At 68.6% G+C, this 20,986-nt stretch carries 15 protein-coding genes; 6 read left to right on the top strand and 9 right to left on the bottom strand.

What is annotated here, in order from left to right; all coding sequences use genetic code 11:
* Nucleotides 1-12: 12 nt before the first annotated feature.
* Nucleotides 13-1,008, bottom strand: a complete 996-nt coding sequence (locus DB354_RS02130) for a sugar-binding domain-containing protein (protein ID WP_107833786.1) — start codon at nt 1,006-1,008, stop codon at nt 13-15.
* 179 nt (nt 1,009-1,187) lie between these two features.
* Here DB354_RS02130 and DB354_RS02135 point away from each other — a divergent pair, with 179 nt between their 5' ends.
* The gene (locus DB354_RS02135; RefSeq protein ID WP_107833787.1) at nt 1,188-4,208 is read left to right on the top strand and encodes a glycosyl hydrolase; all 3,021 of its coding nucleotides are present in this window, start codon (nt 1,188-1,190) and stop codon (nt 4,206-4,208) included.
* Between the two features lie 5 nt (nt 4,209-4,213).
* On the opposite strand, the gene clcA is transcribed toward DB354_RS02135, so the two are convergent.
* The 3 genes from clcA to DB354_RS02150 form a co-directional block, all read right to left on the bottom strand.
* Entirely contained in the window at nt 4,214-5,527 is a 1,314-nt protein-coding gene (clcA, locus tag DB354_RS02140; RefSeq protein ID WP_107833788.1) for a H(+)/Cl(-) exchange transporter ClcA, read from the bottom strand.
* 227 nt (nt 5,528-5,754) lie between these two features.
* On the bottom strand, nt 5,755-7,083 hold the full coding sequence (locus DB354_RS02145) for an ATP-binding protein (RefSeq protein ID WP_107833789.1): 1,329 nt from the start codon (nt 7,081-7,083) through the stop codon (nt 5,755-5,757).
* Nucleotides 7,083-7,757, bottom strand: a complete 675-nt coding sequence (locus DB354_RS02150; RefSeq protein WP_107833790.1) for a response regulator transcription factor — start codon at nt 7,755-7,757, stop codon at nt 7,083-7,085. The genes DB354_RS02145 and DB354_RS02150 overlap by 1 nt, the downstream gene beginning before the upstream one ends.
* Nucleotides 7,758-7,995: 238 nt before the next feature.
* Here DB354_RS02150 and DB354_RS02155 point away from each other — a divergent pair, with 238 nt between their 5' ends.
* Nucleotides 7,996-10,023 carry an LTA synthase family protein gene (locus DB354_RS02155; protein WP_233256526.1) on the top strand — a complete coding sequence of 676 codons (2,028 nt, stop codon included), beginning with the start codon at nt 7,996-7,998 and terminating at the stop codon, nt 10,021-10,023.
* 224 nt (nt 10,024-10,247) lie between these two features.
* Nucleotides 10,248-11,345: a hybrid sensor histidine kinase/response regulator gene (locus tag DB354_RS02160; RefSeq protein WP_107833792.1), complete on the top strand. Its 1,098-nt coding sequence runs from the start codon at nt 10,248-10,250 to the stop codon at nt 11,343-11,345.
* Nucleotides 11,346-11,349: 4 nt separating this feature from the next.
* On the opposite strand, the gene DB354_RS02165 is transcribed toward DB354_RS02160, so the two are convergent.
* Nucleotides 11,350-12,705 carry a right-handed parallel beta-helix repeat-containing protein gene (locus DB354_RS02165; protein WP_158277321.1) on the bottom strand — a complete coding sequence of 452 codons (1,356 nt, stop codon included), beginning with the start codon at nt 12,703-12,705 and terminating at the stop codon, nt 11,350-11,352.
* A gap of 308 nt (nt 12,706-13,013) precedes the next feature.
* Entirely contained in the window at nt 13,014-15,239 is a 2,226-nt protein-coding gene (locus DB354_RS02170) for a tetratricopeptide repeat protein (RefSeq protein ID WP_107833794.1), read from the bottom strand.
* A 737-nt stretch (nt 15,240-15,976) separates the two neighbouring features.
* Here DB354_RS02170 and DB354_RS02175 point away from each other — a divergent pair.
* Nucleotides 15,977-16,183, top strand: a complete 207-nt coding sequence (locus tag DB354_RS02175) for a hypothetical protein (protein ID WP_107833795.1) — start codon at nt 15,977-15,979, stop codon at nt 16,181-16,183.
* A gap of 86 nt (nt 16,184-16,269) precedes the next feature.
* On the opposite strand, the gene DB354_RS02180 is transcribed toward DB354_RS02175, so the two are convergent.
* Entirely contained in the window at nt 16,270-16,449 is a 180-nt protein-coding gene (locus DB354_RS02180) for a hypothetical protein (protein ID WP_107833796.1), read from the bottom strand.
* 132 nt (nt 16,450-16,581) lie between these two features.
* On the opposite strand from DB354_RS02180, the gene DB354_RS02185 reads away from it, so the two are divergent.
* Nucleotides 16,582-17,925 (top strand): nucleoside hydrolase-like domain-containing protein, encoded by a 1,344-nt coding sequence (locus DB354_RS02185; protein WP_107833797.1) that lies wholly within the window; start codon nt 16,582-16,584, stop codon nt 17,923-17,925.
* 60 nt (nt 17,926-17,985) lie between these two features.
* On the top strand, nt 17,986-19,407 hold the full coding sequence (locus tag DB354_RS02190; protein WP_107833798.1) for a nucleoside hydrolase-like domain-containing protein: 1,422 nt from the start codon (nt 17,986-17,988) through the stop codon (nt 19,405-19,407).
* Between the two features lie 255 nt (nt 19,408-19,662).
* Here the strand turns inward: DB354_RS02190 and DB354_RS22800 are convergent, their stop codons facing one another.
* Nucleotides 19,663-19,794, bottom strand: coding sequence for a hypothetical protein (locus DB354_RS22800; RefSeq protein WP_255420648.1), 132 nt, complete (start codon nt 19,792-19,794; stop codon nt 19,663-19,665).
* A 199-nt stretch (nt 19,795-19,993) separates the two neighbouring features.
* Entirely contained in the window at nt 19,994-20,785 is a 792-nt protein-coding gene (locus DB354_RS02195; RefSeq protein WP_107833799.1) for a carbon-nitrogen hydrolase family protein, read from the bottom strand.
* Nucleotides 20,786-20,986: the final 201 nt, after the last annotated feature.

The raw sequence follows: 20,986 nt of genomic DNA on the forward strand, positions 1-20,986 counted from the left end.
GTCGCGCGCCGCTCAACGCCCTGCCCGCCGCGCCGCGCGCGGCTTGGCCTCAGGCTCCGCGGGCGCGGTGCCGAGGAGCGCAGCGGCGCCGATCTCGTCGATCAGGAGCGACTTTACCAGGCCGCCCTTGACGGCGGCGCAGATGGCCGACGTGCGATCGGCGCCAGAGACCACCGCCACGACCTGTGGCATGCGGCGGAGCTGATCGAGCTCCACGCTGATCACGCGGTCGCGCCAGCCGGTGTCGCATTCGCGACCCTCGGCGTCGATGAACCGGCCGCAGATCTCGCCGATGGCGCCGGCGCGTTCGAGCTCGCGGGCCATCGTGGCGGCGACGGTGCCGCGTTCGACGAACACCGAGTTGGAAAGGGTACCGAGGCCAACGAGCGCCACATTCGCTCGGTCGAGTTCCTGGTGCACGCTGCTCACCTGGGGCAGCGCGAGCAGGGCGTCACGCGTGCGCTTGGTCGGGATGAAGGCGGGCGTGTTCATTGCGAGGAACTTGCCGCCCAGGCGCTGCGCCACGAGCCGGCCGACCTCCTGCGAGTCCACCGTGCTGATCTGGGAATCGACGCTGCCCATCGCCTGGACGATCGTGAGCGCCTTGTTGCCGCCCTCGGGCAGGTTTTGCGCCAGCTCCTGCAGGGTGCGGCCGCCGGCCACGGCGACCGTGTCCCGGGGCTGGATCATCTCATCGACCAGGCTGGCGCCGAAGTGGCCGACGGAGCGGCGGAGCGAGGCCAGGTCCGAGCCCTCGTTAGACTTGATGACGATGACGGTGCCGAAACCGAAGCGGCGCTCGAGCTCCCGCTCCAGCTCCGGCCGGCGGGGATTGTAGTCGGCGATGGTGATCCGGACGATGCCGCGCTCGCGCGCCAGCGCCAACAGGCGCGAGACCTTGGCCTGCGACACCTTGGCGAAACGCGCCACATCGCTCTGGCCCATGCCATCGATGTAGTAGAGCCGCGCCACCATGCGGAGCTGGTCGTCTGAATAATCATTCGCCATGCCGATGTTTTCCGAGGCCGCGCCGCAGGTGTCAAGGAGCCGACCGATACTGGGATCGGAGGAAAAGTCCGGTGGCTTGGCCCTTTCCCTCGGGCGGCCGCGGCATCAGAAAGACGATGCCGAATCGAAATTCACGCGTAGACCCGGTTCCCGCCCACCATCCTGACCTCTCTCCAACCATGCATCTCGATCGACGTGAATTCATCAAACTGGGATCCCTGACCGGAGTGGCGCTGCTCGTGGCGCCCGGCCGCGTGGCGGCGGAGGCGGCGGGCGGCGGGCTGGCCGCGGATGCCGCCGATGCGCTGGCCGCCGGGTTCGAGCGGGTGCCGGCGGCCGCTCGGGCCGGCGTGTACTGGTGGTGGCTCGACGGCCGGGTGGACCGGGAGGGCATCACGCGCGACCTCGAGGCCTTCGCGGCCAAGGGCGTCGGTGAGGTGCTGCTGGTCAACTCGGTCAACTTCGGGCCCTCGAACGTGCCGCCGGACGCGGTGCCGTTCCTGTCGCCGGCGTGGCGCGAGCTGTACCGGCACGCGCTGCGTGAGGCGCGCCGGTTGGGCATCGAGGTGGGCGTCAACCTGAGCGGCGGCTGGTGCATGGGCGGGCCGTGGGTGCCACCGCGGCTGGCGGGTCGGTGGTTCCTGCAGTCGCGACTGACGGTCGAGGGGCCGCAGCGTTTCACGGGCCAGCTGCCGCTGCCGGGCCACCGCGATGGCTACGACAAGGTTTTCAATCCGCCGGGCTTCAAGGAGTACATCGACCTTCCGCTCGAGCAGCTTGACTACCGCGACACCGCCGTGGTGGCGGTGCCGGAGCCGGCGGCGGGCGGCGTCCGCTTCGACGCCGAACGCACGGCGTTGCTGCCGGCCAAGACCAACCGGCGCGACGCGTCGAACTTCACGCGGGCGCGCGACGTCATGGGCCCGGCGAACCGGCCGCTGCCGGCGGCGCCCGGGGACCGGCCGGTGCCCGTCGACCAAGTGGTGGACCTGACGGCGAAGATGGACGCTGACGGTCGTCTCACCTGGGACGTGCCGCCGGGGCGCTGGACGATTGTGCGCACGGGCCATCGCATGACCGGCTCGCGCCTGATGATCGCGCCGAAGGAGGGCGACGGGCTCTCGATTGGCTGGCTGGATCGGGCCGGCGTGGAGCTGCAGTTCGAACAGCTGGGCAAGCTGCTGCTCGAGGACGCGGCGGCGGCGGGCACGCGGTTAAGCTACTTCTGCGACGACAGCTTCGAGGACGGGTTTCCGAACTGGACGGAGAAGATCGTCGCGCAGTTCCGGCGCTATCGCGGTTACGATCCGGTGCCGTACCTGCCGGTGCTGGCGGGCTACATCATTGGCAGCGCGGACGTGGCCGACCGTTTTCTGCACGATTACCGCAAGACCGTCGCCGACCTGATGGCGGACGAGCACTACGGCCGTTTCGCCGAGCTCTGCCATGCGCATGGCCTGCAGGTGCAGAACGAGGCGGCAGGACCGAGCCGCTCCGGCACGATGTGCATGGATGGGTTGAAAAACCTGGGGCGGAGCGACCGCCCGATGGGCGAGTTCTGGCTCGGGCTGCGGCACGATGAACCCGGCGGGCTGGATCCGAAGCTCGGCTACGGCGTCACGCGGCTGGAGGACCAGCAGAACAAGGTGACGAAGATGGTCTCGTCCGCCGCGCACATCTACGGCCGGCGCACGGCCTCGGCGGAGGCGTTCACCACCGGCCGCCACTGGCTCGATGCGCCCGGCACGCTGAAGCCGGCGGCGGACCGCGCGTTTTGCGAGGGCATCAACCGACTGATCGTGCACGAGTCCACCGCGGTGCGGGACCGCGACGGCAAGCCCGGGCACGAGTACTACGCCGGCTCGCATTTCAACCGGAACCAGACCTGGTGGCCGCTGGTGGGACCGTTCCTGGATTACCTCGGGCGGTGCCACTTCCTGCTGCAGCAGGGACTCTTCGTGGCCGACGTGCTCGCGTACACCGGCGATGGCGCGCCGAACGTCGCCGAACCGAAACGCGCGCTGCCGGGATTGGGCGCGGGCTATGACTACGATCAGTGCAACGCCGAGGTGCTGCTCACGCGCGCCACGGTGCGCGACGGTCGCATCGTGTTGCCCGACGGCATGAGCTATCGGCTGCTGCTGTTGCCGGACACCGACCGGATGCCGCGCGAGATTGCGGCGAAGATCCGCGAACTCGTCCGCGCCGGTGCGACCGTGGTGGGTCCGACGCCCCGGCAGGATCCGGGGCTCGATGCGTATCCGGCCTGCGACGACGAGGTGAAGGCGATCGCGGCCGAGGTTTGGGGCCCGTGCGATGGCAAGGCAGTCAAAACCCACACATGCGGCCGGGGGCGGGTGTTCTGGGGCGTGGCGCCGCGGGACATTCTCGCGGCCGACGGCGTGGGCCCGGACTTCGCGTTCACCGGCGGGAAAGCCTGGATCGACTTCGTGCACCGGCAGACGCCGGAGGCGGAGATCTACTTCGTGGCGAACCGCAATGATCGACCAGAGTCGGGCGAGGCGAGTTTCCGCGTCGCCGGGCTCACGCCCGAGATTTGGGACCCCGTCACGGGGGCGCGTCTGAAACCGGCCGCCGTGCGCAGTGCGGCGGGGCAGGCGGTCATCCCGCTGATGTTCGCGCCGCACCAGGCGTTCTTCGTCGTGTTTCGCCACGCCAAGGCGGCGCCGACGACCGGAGCGGTGCTGCCGCTCGAGCTGCCCGTGGCGCAGGAGGTTTCCGGGCCATGGCGCGTGCAGTTCGATCGCGCGTGGGGCGGACCGGCCGAGGTCGAGTTCGCGGCCCTCACCGATTGGACGCAGCGTCCGGAGGAGGGCATCCGCTTCTATTCCGGCCTCGCGACCTATCGGAAACGCCTGGCTTTCGACCGCGAGCTCGCGCCGGGCGAGCGGCTGTTCCTCGACTTGGGCGTGGTAAAATCGATCGCGCAGGTGCGGCTCAACGGCGTCGAGCTTGGCGTGGTCTGGACGGCGCCGTGGCGCGTGGAGATCACCGCGGCACTGCGTCGCGGCGAGAACGAGCTCGAGATCGACGTGGCGAACCTCTGGCCCAACCGCCTCATCGGCGACGCCCAGCGTCCGCCGGAGGCGCGCCTCACGCGCACCAACATTCCGCTCGACCCGAAGGCGAAGCTCCTGCCGTCCGGCCTGCTCGGCCCGGTCCGGCTCACGCGAAGGTAAGCTGCTCAGCGGTTCTCGGTCGCGAGGCGTTTTGCCCGAAGGCGGAGCGCCTCGTAGATCGGCACGTCGCGGAGCCACTCCGCGACGCCGTACGCGGCCAGGCTGCAAACGAGCAGGGGGAGCATGAACTCATAGCGGCCGGTCAGCTCGATCATCATCACGAGCGCGGTCAGCGGTGCGCGCACGATCGCCGTGAGCAGTCCGCCCATGCCGAGCACGGCGAAGGCCGCGGGGTGGGCGGCGAGCGACGGCAGCAGCGCATGCACGCCGTGGCCGAAGGCGAGGCCCCCGAGCGCGCCGAGCACGAGCAGCGGCGCGAAAATGCCCCCGGCCGCGCCCGAGCCGTAGCTCACCATCGTCATGGCAAAACGCGCCACGAGCAGGGCCGGCAGCCAGCGCAGCGCGATTTCGCCCGCGAGCGCCTGCTGGGTCAGCGTGCCCCCCATGCCGGCCACCGGCGGATAGATGCCGCTTGCGATGCCCACCAGCAGACCGGCGAGCGCGCCGACGGCCCAGCCGGGCCAGCGCAGACGGCCGTAGAGGTTGAGCGACGTCATCACGCAGCGGTTGAAGAACACGCCGCCCAGGCCGCAGGCGAGACCCAGGACCAGCGCGGCGGGCACGGTGCGCAGGTCGGGGACCGGCATCGCGTGCAGCGCGAACACCGGCAGGTCGCCGGTGAGCAACCGCGCCACCATGTCGGCGACGACCGAAGCGAGAAAAGCCGCCACGAAAACGACGGGCGTGAAACTGCCGGCAAGCTCCTCGAGCACGAACATCACGCCGGCGAGCGGGGCGTTGAAGGCGGCCGCGAGCCCGGCGCCGGCCCCGGCCGCGATGAGCGCCTTGCGTTCGCCTTCACCCGGTTTCACCCGAAACCACTCTGAGACCATCAGCCCGGTCGCGCCGCCGAGCTGGATGGTCGGACCCTCGCGGCCCAGCGCCAGGCCGCCGCCGATGCCGGCGAGCCCGCCGAAGAACTTCACCGGCACCATCCGACGCCACTCGATTCCGCGGTCACCGGCGATGAAGCCCTTGATCTGCGGAATGCCGCTGCCGCTGGCGTCCGGCGCAAAGCGGCGCACCAGCCACACGCCCAGTGCCCCGCCGGCCACGCAGAACGCGATTGCCACCGGGAGCCGCGAGGAAAAGGGCAGGGGCAGGAGAAACTCCACCCGCGCGCGCTCGGCTGTCACCAGCGCGAGGCGGAAGGCCGACGCCAGCAGCCCGGCCACGACGCCGACCACGAGCGCCTTCGGCAGGATATGCCGCCGGCGCACCTCCTGGGTGCCGAGTCCAAAGCCTGTGTCGTTCTGCATGGTGATCTACGGAGTGAGAGTGACCTTCGGAGTGAGAGTGAAAGTGGCCTGCGGAGTGAAAGTGAGAGTGAAAGTGAAAGGGGTCGACGGAGTGAAGTGCGTGATGTGAGCGCTGTGCCTGGGATCTTTCTCTTGCTCTTCCTCTTTCTCTTTCTCCCGGCCGTCGCCCCAATCACGTCCGGTACTTTCAGCTGCGGCCATTCCATCTCGCGCTTCCGCACCGCCCCTTAGGTGCCTTGGATCGGCAGCCGGATCACGAAGTCCGTCCAGCCTGGCGCCGTCTCCTCGTGCCAAATCTCGCCGCCATGCGAGCGGGCGATTTCTCGGCAGAGGGCGAGGCCCAGGCCATGGCCGCCTCGCCGGCGCGCCGCATCAGCGCGGAAGAAGCGCTGGAACAGGTCGGCGCGGGCGGCTTCGGGAATGCCCGGGCCGGTGTTGCGTACGCGCAGGAACGCGGTCTCGCCGATGCGCGTCAGGCTCAGCTCGGCGGCGCCGTGCCGCTCGTTGTAGTGCATCGCATTGTCGATGACATTGAGCAGCAGCCGACGCAGCAGCAGCGGGTCGCCCCGCACCCACACGTCGTCCGCGACCGTGCTGCGCAGGGTAATATCCTCGGCCGCCGCAAGCAGTTCGCCGTCTTCCGCGGCTTCGCGCACAAGCGCGGAGAAGTTGACGGGCTCGCGCGGAAGACCCGCAGCCTGGCCGGCATCGAACTGTGCGAGCATGAGCAGGTGCTCGGTGATGCGATCGAGCCGGCTCAGTTCCTCCTGCAGGCTCATCAGCCGCTCCTCCGGGATCGGCGTGTGCGCGGGCAGCCGCAGGAGCTGCTCGATCTCCGTGCGCATGATGGTCAGGGGCGTGCGCAACTCGTGCGAGGCGTCGGCGGCAAACCGCTGGGTCTGGCCAAACGAGGTCTGCAGTCGGCTGAGCATGACGTTGAACGCGCTGGCCAGTTGGCGGAGCTCGTCATTGGCGGCGGGCTGCGGCAGGCGGACGTCGAGCCGATCGGCGACGACGGTCTCGGTCGTCCGGGCAAAACTGCGCAGCGGTTGCAGGGCCCGGCGCGCCACCCAGCGGCCGCCGAGGGCTGCGGCCACGATTACCAAGGGCAGCGACATCAGGTACGAGAGCAGCAGGTTGTGCACGATCTCGCCGACCTCATCGAGGTTGTAGCCGATCACGACGGTCTTGGGCCCCAGGTAGGCGCGGAGCCGCCAGCGACTGGGATCCTCTCCGGCGGTCACCGGCTCCTTGCTCAGCAGCGCCGTGCGGGCCAGACCGGGATCGAGCCGGGGCGTGAGGTGCTCGAGCCGTCCATCCGGCCCGAAGACGGCGTAGGCCATCGAGGGGTGAAAATCGATTCCCGCGGGCAGCGCGAGGTTGTCGCGCGCCAGGCGCTGCTGCACGACCGCCGCCTCCGAGGCCATCTCCTGATCCATGCCCTCAAGCTCGACGTGGTAGAGGTTGAGCAGCGTTCCGCTGGCGAAGAGGACAACCGCGGCCGTGGTCACGAGGGCCGACCACACGGCAAACTTGGACTGGATGGAGAGCGCCATCAAACGTCGGCCTGAAGCGCGTAACCGATGCCGCGAACCGTCTGCAGGAGCTTGCGCGGGAACGGGTCATCGAGCTTGCGGCGCAGCCGCTGGATCGCGACGTCGACGAAATTGGTGCCGGCGTCAAACTGATGGCCCCACACGGTCTGGCTGATCTCCACGCGGGTGACGACCTTGCCCGGGGTGCGCAACAGGCACTCGAGCAGCGAGAACTCGCGGGGGGTTAGGTCGATGCGTGTCGCGCCGCGACGGACCTCGCGCGTGACGAGGTTGAGCGAGAGATCCGCGAGCGTCAGGACGGTCAGCCCGGTGCCGGTGTGCCGGCGCAGGACAGCCCGGAGTCGGGCGATGAGCTCGACCACCGAGAACGGTTTCGGGATGTAGTCGTCGGCACCCAGGTTGAGGCCGGTGACGCGCTCATCGAGGTCGCCGCGCGCCGTGAGCAGGATGACGGGGGTTGAGTTGTGTTCGCGGCGAAGCTTCTGGAGCACGCTGAGCCCGTCGCGGCCCGGCAGCATGATATCCATGATGATGCCGTCGAAGCTGCCGGCGCTTGCGACGTCCGCCGCGGTGTCGCCGTCGTGGCAGACCTCGACTGCAAACCCCTGCTCCTCGAGGCCGGCCCGGACAAATGCCGCGACCTTCTTTTCGTCTTCGACCACCAGGATGCGCATCGGTGGCCAGCGTAGCCGGGGCGGGCGGGTGGACCAGAGCGAATTTACGCCGCCCCGGACCCGGAAAATCTGAGATGACGCTTGGCTAACGCCAAGATGACGGTTTTGTCATCTTTCTAGCAGGAAACGTAGGAGACGCCTCTATCCGTATCGTATGCCCGCTCCCACACCCTCCTCCGGTGCGCTTGCTCCGGACGCTGCCAACCTTTCCCCAACCCCCCTCGTCCCCAATTCCGAAGTGCCAGGCACTCCAGTCGAAGTCGGCAAGGACTCGCGGCCACCGGTCGCAGAGCTCCCTCGCCGAAGCTGGCTGGCGCGGCTGGTGAGCCGGCGGCATGGCGGGGCGTGGCTGACGGTGGGCCTGATCCTGGTCGCCAGCTGCCTGATGCGGCTGGCCTTGCTGGCGAAGGCGGGCGGGGAGGCGGGGTGGGATGCGAGCCTGTTGGGGGCCTTTGCCTGGGGCACGGCCTTCGACCTGGGTACCGCGCTTTGGTGGTCGCTGCCGGTGGCGCTGTTGCTGGCGGCCCTCCCGGCCCGGTTTTTCGAACGTCGCGTGGGGCGGGCGCTGGCGTGGCTCGCGCTCTTTGCCGGGGTGTACGCGTTGGGTTTTACGGCGCTCGCGGAGTGGGTGTTCTGGGATGAGTTTGGCGTCCGCTTCAACTTCATCGCGGTGGATTACCTCGTGTACACGACGGAGGTCGTGGGGAATATCCGCGAGTCGTACCCGATGCCCCTGCTCCTGGGCGGGCTGGCCGTGCTCTCGGCCGGCGGCGTGTGGCTCATCAGCCGCACCGGACTGATCGCCGCGTGGCTGGCGCATCCGGCGGAACCGGCGCGCCGCCGGTGGCGCGCGGCGGCCGGGTGGGCTGTCGCCGCAGTGCTGGTGGGGATGGCGCTGCAGCAGGACCGGCTGCCGCGGTTTGCCAATGCGTACAACGCGGAGCTCGCCAAGAACGGTCCCTGGTCGTTCTTCGCGGCGTTCCGGGCCAACGAGCTCGATTTCGACACGTTCTATCCGACCGAAAACATTGACGCGGCCTTCTCCCGGGTGCGTCGCCGACTCGAGGGCTCCCCGAGCGCCGCGGCGGTGGCGACCGTGGCGGGCACCCGCGACCTGCTCCGACCGGTGGTGCATGCCGGGCCCGAACGGCGGCTGAACGTGATCCAGATCACGGTGGAGAGCCTGAGCGCGAGCTTCCTGACGCGCTATGGCAACAAGGAGGGCATCACGCCGAACCTCGATGCGCTGATGCCCTCGGCGCTGGTCTTCGACCGCTTTTATGCGACGGGCAACCGCACCGACCGGGGCATGGAGGCGCTGACGCTCAGCGTGCCGCCCACGCCGGGGCGCTCGCTGGTGAAACGGCCCGTGAACGACGGGTTGTTCACGCTCGGCTCGGTCTTCCGCAGCAAGGGGTACGCGACGACGTTCGTGTACAGCGGCTACGGATACTTCGACAACATGAACGCCTTCTTTGGCGGCAATGGGTACAAGGTCGTGGACCGGGCCGGTGTGGCGAAGGAGGACATCACCTTTGCCAACGCTTGGGGCGCCTGCGACGAGGATCTCTATCGCTGGGCGCTGCGGGAGGCGGACGCCGAGTACGCCGCCGGCCGGCCCTTCTATCAGTTCGTGATGACGACCTCGAATCACCGCCCCTTCACGTTTCCCGACGGCCGGATTGACCTGCCGTCGAAGACGTCGCGCCGGGCGGGCGGGGTGAAGTACACCGACTATGCCATCGGCCAGCTCCTGCGGCAGGCGGCGACCAAGCCCTGGTTCAAGGACACGATCTTCGTGATCGTGGCGGACCACTGTGCGTCGAGCGCCGGGAAGACCGAGCTGCCGGTTTGGAACTACCACATTCCGCTCATCATCTACGCGCCGGGCGGCCAGGTGCAGCCGGGCGTCGTCAGTACGCTTGCCAGCCAGGTCGACTATGCGCCGACGCTGCTCGGGCTGCTGGGCTGGTCGTATCCGAGCCGGTTCTTCGGCGTGGATGTGCTGGCGCCGGATCATCCGGAAGGCCGCGCCCTGATGGGCACGTATCAGAAGCTTGGCCTGTACCGCGGCGACAAGCTGGCGGTGATCGAGCCGGTGCGGCGGAGCGCGAGTTACTCGTACGACCGGACGACGCATGCGCAGCTGCCGATCGACCCCGATCCCGAACTCATGGCCGACGCGGTCGCCTACTATCAGACGGCAAGCTGGCTCTTCGCCCATCGCGTGCAGCGGGCTCTGGAGTCGAAGGGCGCGGGGCGCTGAGCCTCCCCGGGTCTTCCTCTTTCTCTTTATCTTCCTCTTTCTCTCCGACCTCGTCGGCCGGGGGTCGTGGATCGAGTGGTGACCCTCCCGCTGCCGTGTTCGTAGAGCGAGAACTGAGCAATCGAGAGTAAGAGAAAGAGGAAGAGTAAGAGAAAGAGCCGAGTCCCGGAGGGACGAGCGGCTTGCGCTCGCAAGGTGAGGGAGGGTAGCGTGTTGGCGTGCCCATGACACCCCCGCGGCAAAGCATCCTGGTGGTCGACGATACGCCGGCGAACCTGCAACTGCTCGATGGCATGTTGAAGGAATGTGGGTACCGCGTGCGACCGGTGACCAATGGAGCGCATGCCTTGCGGGCGGTGCGCACCGAGCCGCCGGATCTGGTGTTGCTGGACGTCACGATGCCCGAAATGAACGGCTACGACGTCTGCCGGCAGCTCAAGGCCGATCCCGCGACGGCGGACATTCCGGTCCTGTTCATCAGCGCGTTGTCGGAGACCGAGGACAAGCTGCGGGCCTTTGAGGCGGGCGGCGTGGACTACGTGAGCAAGCCTTTCCAATTCGCCGAAGTGGCGGCCCGCGTGAAGACGCACCTCCAGCTGCGCCGCCAGCAGCGCGAACTGCAGGAGAGCCTGCTGCGGGAGCGCAATCTCGAGCGGCTGCGCGACCAGCTGACGCACCTGATCGTGCACGACATGCGTTCCCCGTTGCTGGCGCTGAAACTCACGATGGACGTGCTGCAGCCGTCGGCGCCGCCCGAAGATGCCGAATTGGTCGCGGGGGCGAAGGCCGAGATCGAGGGGTTGGTGGAGATGGTGGCGCAGTTGCTCGACGTCGCGAAAATGGAGTCGGGAACCCTCCAGCCGCTGCTGACGCCCGTGAACCTGCCCGAACTGGCGCAGTCCGTCCTGGCCGGGCTGAAGCCGTTGGTGCGCGAGACCGAAGTGCGTTTTGAGGCGCCGGCGACGCTGACGGTCCAGGCTGACCGCGAGCTGATCCGCCGTGTGCTGCTGAACCTGATGACGAACGCGCTGAAACTCGCGCGCCGCGGGCATGTCGCCATTCGGCTGATACCGACGGAGGGCGGCGCGCGCATCGAGGTGCAGGACGATGGTCCCGGAATCGCGCCGGAGCTCCACACGGTCATCTTCGAGAAGTTCGGCCAGGTGGAGCGCGAGCATGCCAAATACGGCACGGCCCTTGGCCTCGCGTTCGCGAAGATGGCGGTCGAGGCGCATTACGGCACGATTGGGGTCACGAGTGCCGAGGGGCAGGGCAGCACGTTCTGGTTCACGCTGCCTGCCAACGCCGCGCCGGCACAATGAGCGCCTACGGCGTCTCGTAGGGCCCGACGTCGGGCGCCGCCCCGCGGTAGGGAATTGGCGGGAGCGAGTAGCCGCGGTCAGCGATGGCTTCGGTGCGCGCGCCGGCATCGATCAACCGGCTGCTCGGACGCAGCCGGCCGAAGCGGTCGGGAAGAGAACCATCGGCGTGCCGCGGCGCGGCGGCGTCGGCTCGATCGAGCGAGACGAAGTCCGCCGGCGTGGCGGTGATGGCGCCCTGCCAGGTGTTCGCTTCCGCGAGATGTGGAATCTTGATCGCACTCTCGGCGGTGCCGCGGCCGAGCAGGACGTTGTTGCGGAAGACGAAACGGCGGCCGGGGTTCGGCTGGTTCCAGAAGTTGATGTTCCGCCGGTTGTCGAAGCTCAGGCAGTTTTCCACGTACATGCCGTCCTGGTGATTGTTCTGGTCGATGCCGGTGGCGCGATTGCCGAAGCTGATGCCGTTGCGCAGCACGTTCGTGCCGCGGGAAAGTGCGGAGCATTTGCCGCCGCCGGTGCTGTGATTGCCGCCCAGCTTGAAGCCGTTGCCGTCGCCGCGGAACAGCGTCTCGGTCAGCGGCTTGCCGGTCCGGGCCTGATAGACCTCGGCGTGATCGCTCCAGACACCGTTGCTCCAGGTCCAGCAGTTCTCGATCACCACGCCGTAGCCCGACTCAAAGCAGTCCCAGCCGTCGTCGGAGTTGCTCCAGCTGCGGCAGCCGAAGAACGAGTTGCCCTGGCCGGAGCTGAGGCTGCAGCCAAAGCCGTCGGCATCGGTTCCCGGGTATTGCGCGCCGCCCGGCCTGGTCTTGTACCAGTCGAAATTGTGGTGCGCGTCGCAGTTGACGAAGCGGTTGAACGCGGCGCGTTCGCCGGCCGCGTTGCCTGTCTCGCCGTGCTCGAGCGTCACGCTGAACCCGGAGCCGCCGTTGTGGTGCGAGACGCAACGCTCGAACTGATTGTGGCTGCCCTGGATGAAGACACCCTGGTTGTACGCGCCCGTGATCTCGAGGCCGCGGAGCACGTAGTAGTTGCCGGTGATCGTGATCGCGCGGGCGGAGCCGCTCGGGGCCAGGGCGCTGCCGTCGATGATCGGGTGCTCGCCCGGCGCGGCTTCGAGCGTGAGGGGAGCGCCAGGCTGGCCGCTGGAGGCGAGGACAAGTGTCTGGGTCAGGGCATAGCGGCCGCCGTGTAGGATCACGGTGTCGCCCGGCCGCAGCTGGCCCGCAGCCTTGGCGAGTGTGGTCGGGGCGTTGGCCAACGTGCCGGGCTGGGAGACGGCACCGTCAGGGGCGGCGTGGAACGTCGTGCCGGAGGCGGGGGGCACCGCCAGGCAGAGAAGGAGGGGGAGGAGGGGTTTCACGCGTAGCAGCGAATACATCTCCAGGGTGGGAAGGCGAGCGACGGCGAATCGGTGCCGGGTGAGCTGGAGTGGGGCGGCACAAAGCAGGACGAGCGCGCCGTTGTCATTTAGCCGGGCGCCCGGTGTGCCGATGATGCCGATGTGGTCCGATCCCGTTTCAACGTGGGTTCATTGTTTGCCGGCACGTGGCAGGTCGCCGCGCGCGGGACGCGCTTTGCCACGTCCGCTTGCGCGGCTTGGGTGAACCCCACGGTGCATGCCTGGACCGAGGCCAGGTCGCGGCAGGCGAAGGGGCGGAAAGTAGTCTCTCAGCGCGCGAGTTCGCGGGCGGGGGCGTAGGCAGGATCGATCGCCAGCGCGCGGCGTGCGGCGGCGCGGGCGGCCTCCGGTTGGCCCTGGCCCCAGAGAATCGTGGCGCGGGCGTACGGGTAATCTGCGACATCGGGTGCGGCGTGCTCGGCCCGCTCGAGCGCGGTGATGCCCTCGGCCGCGCGGCCAGTCTGCGCGAGGAGCAGCCCGAGATTGTACCACGCGCGATGGAGCATGGCGTCGCGGCGCACGGCTTCGCGCAGCGCCAGCTCAGCGTCAGGCAGGCGGTTGGAGGCGGCGAAGGTGAGCGCGGCCTCGAAGGCGAGATGGGCGTTGGACGGCGCGAGTTGCGCGGCGCGCCAGAATTCGGCGGCGGCGCCGGCGGCATCGCCCTGCTCGTTGAGGAAGAGCGCGAGCGTTTCACGGATGCCGGGTGAGTTCGGGTCCCACGCGATGGCCTGGCGGAAGCACGCCTCGGCGGCGGCGGTCTCGCCCCGCGCGGCGCGGGCTTGGCCCAGCTGGACCTGACCGAGCGGTTGGTCGGCGTTGAAACGCAGGTAGGCATCGAGGTCGGCGCGCGCGGGTGCGTCGGCGGGCAGGTCGCGGGCGAGGGCCCAGGCGGCTTCGAGCCTCACGAGTCGGCTCGTATCCTGCAGTGCGGCGCGGACGGATTCGGGCGCGGCGTTGGCGGCGGCCAGCAGGCGGACGGCCTCGGCGCGGACGAGCGGGTGCGGGTCGGCGCGGGCGGCTTGGGCGGCCTGCGTGACTGCCGGATCCGCCGCCCACGGGAGAGTGAGTTGGAGGAGGGTGGCCTTCCACGCGGGGACGTCCTCGCCGGCGATCAGCGCGAGGAGCCGGGCGGGGGCCTCGGGCGCGCCGCGCTGGGCGGCGGCGACGGCGCGGGCGCGGGCGCGTTGGCGGGAGTCAAGCTTGGCGCCGTACCACTGGGCGTTCGCCGCGATCTGCCAATCAATGCCGCGGTCGGCGTGGCAGCGATCGCAGGCGTTGGGGATGCCGAGTTCCTTCGTGAGTAGCGGGTCGGGCTTGAGAAACCCGTGGTCGTGGCGCGGGTCGCGCTGCATGTAGGTGGTCGTCGGCATGTGGCAGGCGACGCACTGGTTGCCGGTGCTGTCTGGCTTGTGGTGCGAGTGCGCCAACGGGTCGATGATGGGCGCGTTGCGCGGGTTGGGCTGGCCGTGGCATTGCTGGCACAGGGCGTTGGTCGCGGCCGGCAGGCGGGTCTTGCCGCTGTGCGGGTCGTGACAATCGAGGCATGTGACGCGGGCCTTGCCGCCCATCCGGCTCGTGAGGAGGGACGTCCAGTTGAAGTCCTCGTCGCGGACCTGGCCGTCGGGGTAGAACGTGGCGGCGTCGACCGGCAGCGTGACGCGGAAGTGGTCGAAGTAGGCCAGACCGGGGCGCGGTTCGCCGACGAGGACCTCGTTGCGGGCGTGGCACGGGGCGCAGGTTTCGGTGGCGCGTGCGCGGTCGGTCGCCTGCCGCCAGAGCGCGGGCGGCGTGCGGTAACCGGGCGTCGCGTGGTCGGGCGTGAGCCCGTCGTGACACTGGACGCAGCCGACGCCGTGCTCGAGCCACGTGGAGGCGTAGGCGTCGGTCGCCGGCTCGTAGTTCTTGGCAAAGTCGGTGAGGTGGCACTGGGCGCACATCGAGTTCCAGTTCATGCCGCGGCCGCGCCAGTGGCCCCATTCGCCGGGCTGGCGGCGCTCGTTGCCGAAGACGTTGAACCAGTCTTTGCGCGCCGGATCGTAGGCGATTTCGCTGGCCTGGTAGCGTCCGCGCCCGGTGGGCACGATGTACTGGCGCAGGGGCGTGTGGCCGAGGACGAAGTCGGCCGTGTAGGTGTCGGCAGGCTGGCCGGCGCGCTGCTCGGAGAACGCGGGCTTCCCGGTGTCGAGCCGAAGCTGATACGTGACGTCGTGGAGTGCGAACAGGGCGCGCGGGGTGAATGCCTCGGCATCCTGCGCGACGTCGAACGGGCGGTGCGCTTTCGCGTGATGCGAGTCGGCCCAGGCCCGGTGGATGTCGGCGTGGCACTGCTGACACGACGCGGAGTTGCGGGCGAGTGGCCGCGGCGGCGGGGTGGGGCGGGCGCGCAGCGACCAGAACAGTGCGCCGAGTTGCCAGGCCGCGCCGAGCAGCAGCAACGTGCTGCCCCCGGCGAGTAGCCAGGTGAGCAGGCGTTTGCGGGCGGGCGACGGCGGCATGAACGGAAAGCCAAGAGCAAGCGCAGCGCGCGGGGAGGTCTCAACCTGAAAGCAGAAGCAGCCTGTCGGAAGCAGCCTGTCGGACTTCGTCCGACAGGCTGCTTATCAAAATGGCTGCGCCATTTTGGGAGGTGGGGCAGGAGCGCAATCGAAGGGAAATTTCCCCCGGAAAGGCGCGGCGAATCCGAGGAGCAGTAGGGCCGCAAGGAAGCGCAAAAGGCGCAAAGGACAGACAGGACCCGACGTCAGAACTAAACAGGAGTTCGCCGAGGAAGCAGAGAATGGTCGTTGTTCCGCTCCGCGCCCCGGTGGGCGCTCGGAAACGACAGGCTTCGCGCCCCCCATGGGCGCGGCGAAAGGCACGGTCGTTGCCCCTTTGGGCGCGCACAAACAGTACGGTCCGTGTCCTGATGCCGCATGGTTGCCGCCCTTTCCGTGCAGATTTCTGCCCGGCTCGTGCACGCAGAGTGTTCGTGTCGCGCCCTCTTTCGCCCCGGCGCGCCCTTTTCGCGCCCCAATTCCGCCCCGAGTTCGCTCCCAGGGGCGCCCCGATTCTGCCACGATCCGGCCCTGAATCGCCCCTCCCACCTGCTCACCGCTCGACCCATTCGGTTTTCGCGTCGCGAAAACCGAGGACGTCGAGGGGACGATGGCTGCAATTATAATTAGCTCAATCGCAACGAGTAGCGTGATAATGTCCAGATACTCGGGAATAATGTCCGGATACTCCTGCGATAATGTCCGGATACTTTCGCGTCGTGTCCGGCGCTCTTGTTTTCGCCCGTGGCGAAAACAAAGGCGCGCTGCAGCTGCTCGTCATGGGACGGTTCCTCGACGTGGCGGTGCGCGACATCGTGATCGCGCTGAGCGGCCCGCTCGTGCTGGCGCGGCTGACGTCGCTGGTGTTCGATCGCGGGCACGCAGCGGCGAATCGGCACGACTGAGAATTCGCGTCGCGGATGAAGTCTCGACGCACCGCAGGTGCGAGGGAGGGGCGAGAGGCGCGTGAGGCGAAACGCGCCGCCGCCGGCTAGTGCGACCCGGCGGGCGCGGCGGCGTGCTGTTCCACCGGCACCTTGGCGGGGAACGTGTGCGCGAGGAACCAACCGCCGGCAATGACGGCGGCGATCACCGCAATGGCGACGGCCTTCGGCACCTTCTTCTCACGAGAATCCATCCCGATTTCACGGGTGTAATCACGGCTAACCATACCCGAATATACCGCCCGGAGCGCGGCCGACGGAAATGCTTCGTTGGTGCTGACGGTGATACCGGAAAGGTATGGGACGGGCCCTGTTCACGGAGGTCGCGTTTCATTCGGTAATCGTTTCTCTCGGGCGCCATGAGGCTCTCCGACATCATTGCGGCGGCGTGTTGCGCACGGCCTCGCTCGCTCACGCAAGTCGTCGGAGTCGTGGCCGTCGGCCTCGTGTCGTGGTCCGCGGCCGGCGCCCCACCGCCGGTGGCGCCGGAGGCGACGGTCCGACCGCGCGTGATCGTGACGTCGGACATCGGCGGGACTGATTTCGACGACTTCCAGTCGTTCGTGCACCTGCTGGTGAACGCGGACCGCATTGATCTGGAAGGCATGATCGCGTCGCCCTGGGGCACGGCGCGGAACCGCGTCCGGCACATTCACGAGATGGTCGACGCCTACGCGCAGGACTTCCCGCGGCTGCGGACCTACTCCGACGCGTACCCCACACCGGAGCGGCTGCATGCGATCGCGAAGCAGGGCGGCTCGGATGCGGCTGATCTGCGCGGCTGGGGCAAGCCGACCGAGGGCTCGAACTGGATCATCACGTGCGCGCGCCGCGCGGATCCGCGTCCGCTCTGGGTGCTCGTCTGGGGCGGCATCGATGATCTGGCACAGGCGTTGCACGACGATCCATCGATCACGCCGCAGCTGCGCGTGTACTTCATTGGCGGACCGAATAAGAAGTGGTCGACGACCGCATACGACTACCTTGCGCGGGCGCACCGGAACCTCTGGATCATCGAGGCGAACGCGACCTACCGCGGCTGGTTCACCGGCGGCAACCAGGCGGGCGAGTGGGGCAACGCGGCGTTTGTTTCGACCCACGTGCAAGGCTGCGGCGCGCTCGGCGACACCTTCGTGCGCATCGCGCCCAAGGTGAAGATGGGCGACACGCCGTCGCTCGTGTATCTGTTCGGCGCCGAGCCGGAGAATCCGGCGAAGCCCTCGTGGGGCGGGCAATTCGTGCGGGCGTGGGACCGGCCGCGCTACCGCTTCGATACGCCGCCGAACGCCGCCGACACCGTGGAGACCTACAGCATCGTGGAACTCATGGCGCGGACTCCGACGGCGCCGGGTGCGACGCGCGCCGAACTGATCGTCGACGGGCAGTCTTTCGCCGGCTTCCGGGCGGAGGATGGCACCTGGCGTTTCCTGTTTTCGCCGAAAGAGGCGAAGCGCTGGACCTACCGGATCAAGAGCGACGACGCGCGGCTCGACGGACGGGCTGGGGCGTTCACTTCGGTGCTGCCCTCGCCGGAACGCGCGCGGACGCCGTCGGCTGACTATCCCAACTGGTGGACGGACGACCCGGATCCACGTTGGCGGGAGGGCAACGAGCCGGGCGCGAAGACCGTGAGCCAGTGGCGCGAGGATTTCCTGCGCGACTTCGCGGCGCGGATGCAGCGCTGCAAAGCGCCGGCGCGCTGAACCGCCCCGCCTCCGGCCCGGTGCGCTGCCGCCCGACTTTTTGCAGTTTTTAATCCCGCCATGAGAACGTTTGCCTGCCTGATCCTGCTGCTGTCGCTGCTGCTCCCGTCACTTGGAGCGGTGGAGAAACCGCGCGTGCTGGTCCTGACTGACATCGAGAACGAGCCCGACGACGCGATGTCGATGGTGCGGTTCCTCACGTACGCGAACCAGTACGACATCGAAGGACTCGTCGCGACCACCTCGGTGCATCAGCGGAATCGCGTGGCGCCGGAACGGATCCGGCGGATCGTCACGGCGTATGGGAAGGTGCGCGACAACCTCGAGCGGCATGAGCCCGGCTTCCCGGCGGCGGACGCGCTGCTGAGCCGCGTCAGCGAAGGACTCCCGCTGTGCGGCATGGAAGGCGTGGGGCCGGGCAAGGATTCGCCGGGATCGGAGCTGCTGATACGGGCGGTGGATGCGGCCGACCCGCGGCCACTGTGGGTGCCCGTGTGGGGCGGGCCGAACGTGCTGGCACAGGCGTTGTGGAAAGTCCGCGCGACGCGCCGCGCGGCGGAGGTGCAGCGGTTTGTGGCGCGCCTGCGCGTGTACGCCATCTCGGATCAGGACGACTCGGGCCCCTGGCTGCGGCGGGAGTTTCCCGAGCTGTTCTACATCACGAGCCCCGGCTCGAACGCCGGCGGCGCGTACCATCACGCCACCTGGAGCGGAATCAGCGGAGACACCTTTCACGGCCGGTTTGCCGGGGCTGATTTCTCGCTGGTGACGAACGAATGGCTCGAAACCAACGTGCGCCGGAAGGGCCCGCTCGGGGCGGAGTACCCGCGCTGGGAGTACCTGATGGAAGGCGACACGCCGTCGTTTTTGAACCTGGTAAACAATGGTCTGAGCGTGCCGGAGCATCCCGAGTGGGGCGGGTGGGGTGGACGTTACGAATGCTACACGCCGCGCTTTCAGAAATGGCACCTCCAGCCCGAGACCCGGCCGATCTGGACGGATGCGGACGACGAGGTGCTGGGAGTGGATGGCCGCTGGCACACGGACAATCATGCGACCATCTGGCGCTGGCGGCAGGCGTTCCAGAACGACTTTGCCGCGCGGATGGATTGGACCGTGAAGGCGCCGGCGGAGGCGAATCATCCGCCGGTGGCGAAGCTCGGGCATCCAGCCGAGCTGGTGGCGAAGCGCGGCGCGCGCGTGGATCTGAGCGCGGCGGGCTCGACCGACCCGGACGGCGACGCGCTGGCCTACGAGTGGTTCTACTACGGCGAGGCGGGGACGCTCGCGACCTCGAGCGGACGCTCCGGTCAGCCATTGGAGATTCGAAACTTCGACCAGCCCCAGGCCTGGTTCCTCGTGCCCACGGGTCGCGTCATGCCCCCGGGGACCGGGACCATGCACATCATCCTCGCGGTGACCGACCACGGCTCCCCGCGCCTCACGCGCTACCAGCGCGTGATCGTCACGGTCGTGCCCTGAGGGCTGGCCAGAGGACGGAAGCCGGAGGCCGGAAGCCAGAAGCCGGAGGCCGGAAGCCGGAGGCCAGATGTCAGAGGTCAGACGTCAGAGGTCGGATGTCGGAGGGAAGCGCATATCAGAAGCTCGGTGACCTCCCCGAGGTCTGTGGCCCAACGAATCAACCGGTTTTCTCGGTGTCCTCGGTGTCTCTGTGGTTCATTTCAGATCGATCACCGAGGGGCGGGTCTCGGCCAGATCGCCCAGGCCGCGTGGCGGCTACAGCGCGCGCTTGAGGGCGGCGATGATCTCGGCGTATTCGGGCTCGGCCAGCAGCTTCTTCGTTGCCGGCATCATCTCGAAGGTGGAGCCGAACGAAGCGCCGCCCTCATACTTCGGCACGAGATGCATGTGCAGGTGCGGCAGCTTGTCCGAGGCAATCGGGGAGTTCGCTCACGGTGCCGCTTGCGTAGGCGCGCCCAAAGATCGCAGCAACCGCATTCCCGTCCGAGATAACTAGCCAGATCTGGCTAGTTACGGGCGATAAGTAGCCAGATTTGGCTAGTTATCTCCATTCAAGGGCCGGGCCGGGCTCGTGGACCGACGTGGTTCAGTTGGCGTTCGGCCGGAGGCGGGAGGCGAGGTAGCCGGTGGCGAGGTCGAGATCGAGGTCGGCCACGAGCAGGCCGGCGCGGCCGTAGGGCTGGAAGGCGAGGAGCGTGCCGTCGGGCCGCGCGATGGCGGAGGTCGTGGCCGTGCCGGCGTCGGCGCAGTTCACGCTGGCGAAGTAGCAGGTGTTTTCCGCGGCGCGGCAGAGCATCGCCTTTTCGTGAAAGGTGTTCGCCGGATCGGCGAAACCGGGACGCGCGGGACCGGCCGGGTCGGTGTCGAAATGCGGATGGAAGACGACTTGCGCGCCCTGGCGGGCGGCGGCGCGGACGGTCTCAGGATAGCGCCAGCCCTCGTGGCAGATGACGATGCCGAAGGTGAGCGCGCCGATCTTGAAGACGCGGCGGCCGGCGCCCGGCCGGTAGATGGGCTCCTCGGAAGGGTCGAGCTGCACCTTGTCCTGGAATCCGAGCCGCGAACCGTCGCGATCGAATACCAGCGCCGTGAGCCGCCGATCGCCGTCGACGACGCGCTCCGTGCCGAGGATCACGCCGACCTGCGCGCGGGCCGCCGCGGCGCCGACGCGCGTCCACGCGGCCTCGAGAAAGGCCGGATCGGCCGGTGCGACCGGCTGGTTCGGATACGGGTATCCGGGGATGTAACACTCCGGGAAGCAGACCAGCCCGGCCTGGGCGGCGCCGGCTTCGGCCACGATCTGTTCGGCGAGCGAAACGGACTCCTCGGGGCGGGCGGGAATCCGGGCATTGGCGAGCGCGACGCGAAAGCGGTTCATGCGGCCGAGAACGTGGCGACACCGGCGTGGGGTTCAAGCGGCTCGTCGCGATGTAATAGGTACACGTGGCATCACGACGGCGAGCGCACTGCACGGCCGCGCCTTCCCCGGACCCGGCGCCTGAGGTCGCGGGCGACGATGTAACCCAAGACCGAAGGCAGGATGGTGCGGAACGCACCGCTTGAGTCTCCGACACGCGAT

The organism is Opitutus sp. ER46, assembly GCF_003054705.1.
Classification (GTDB): Bacteria; Verrucomicrobiota; Verrucomicrobiia; order Opitutales; family Opitutaceae; genus ER46.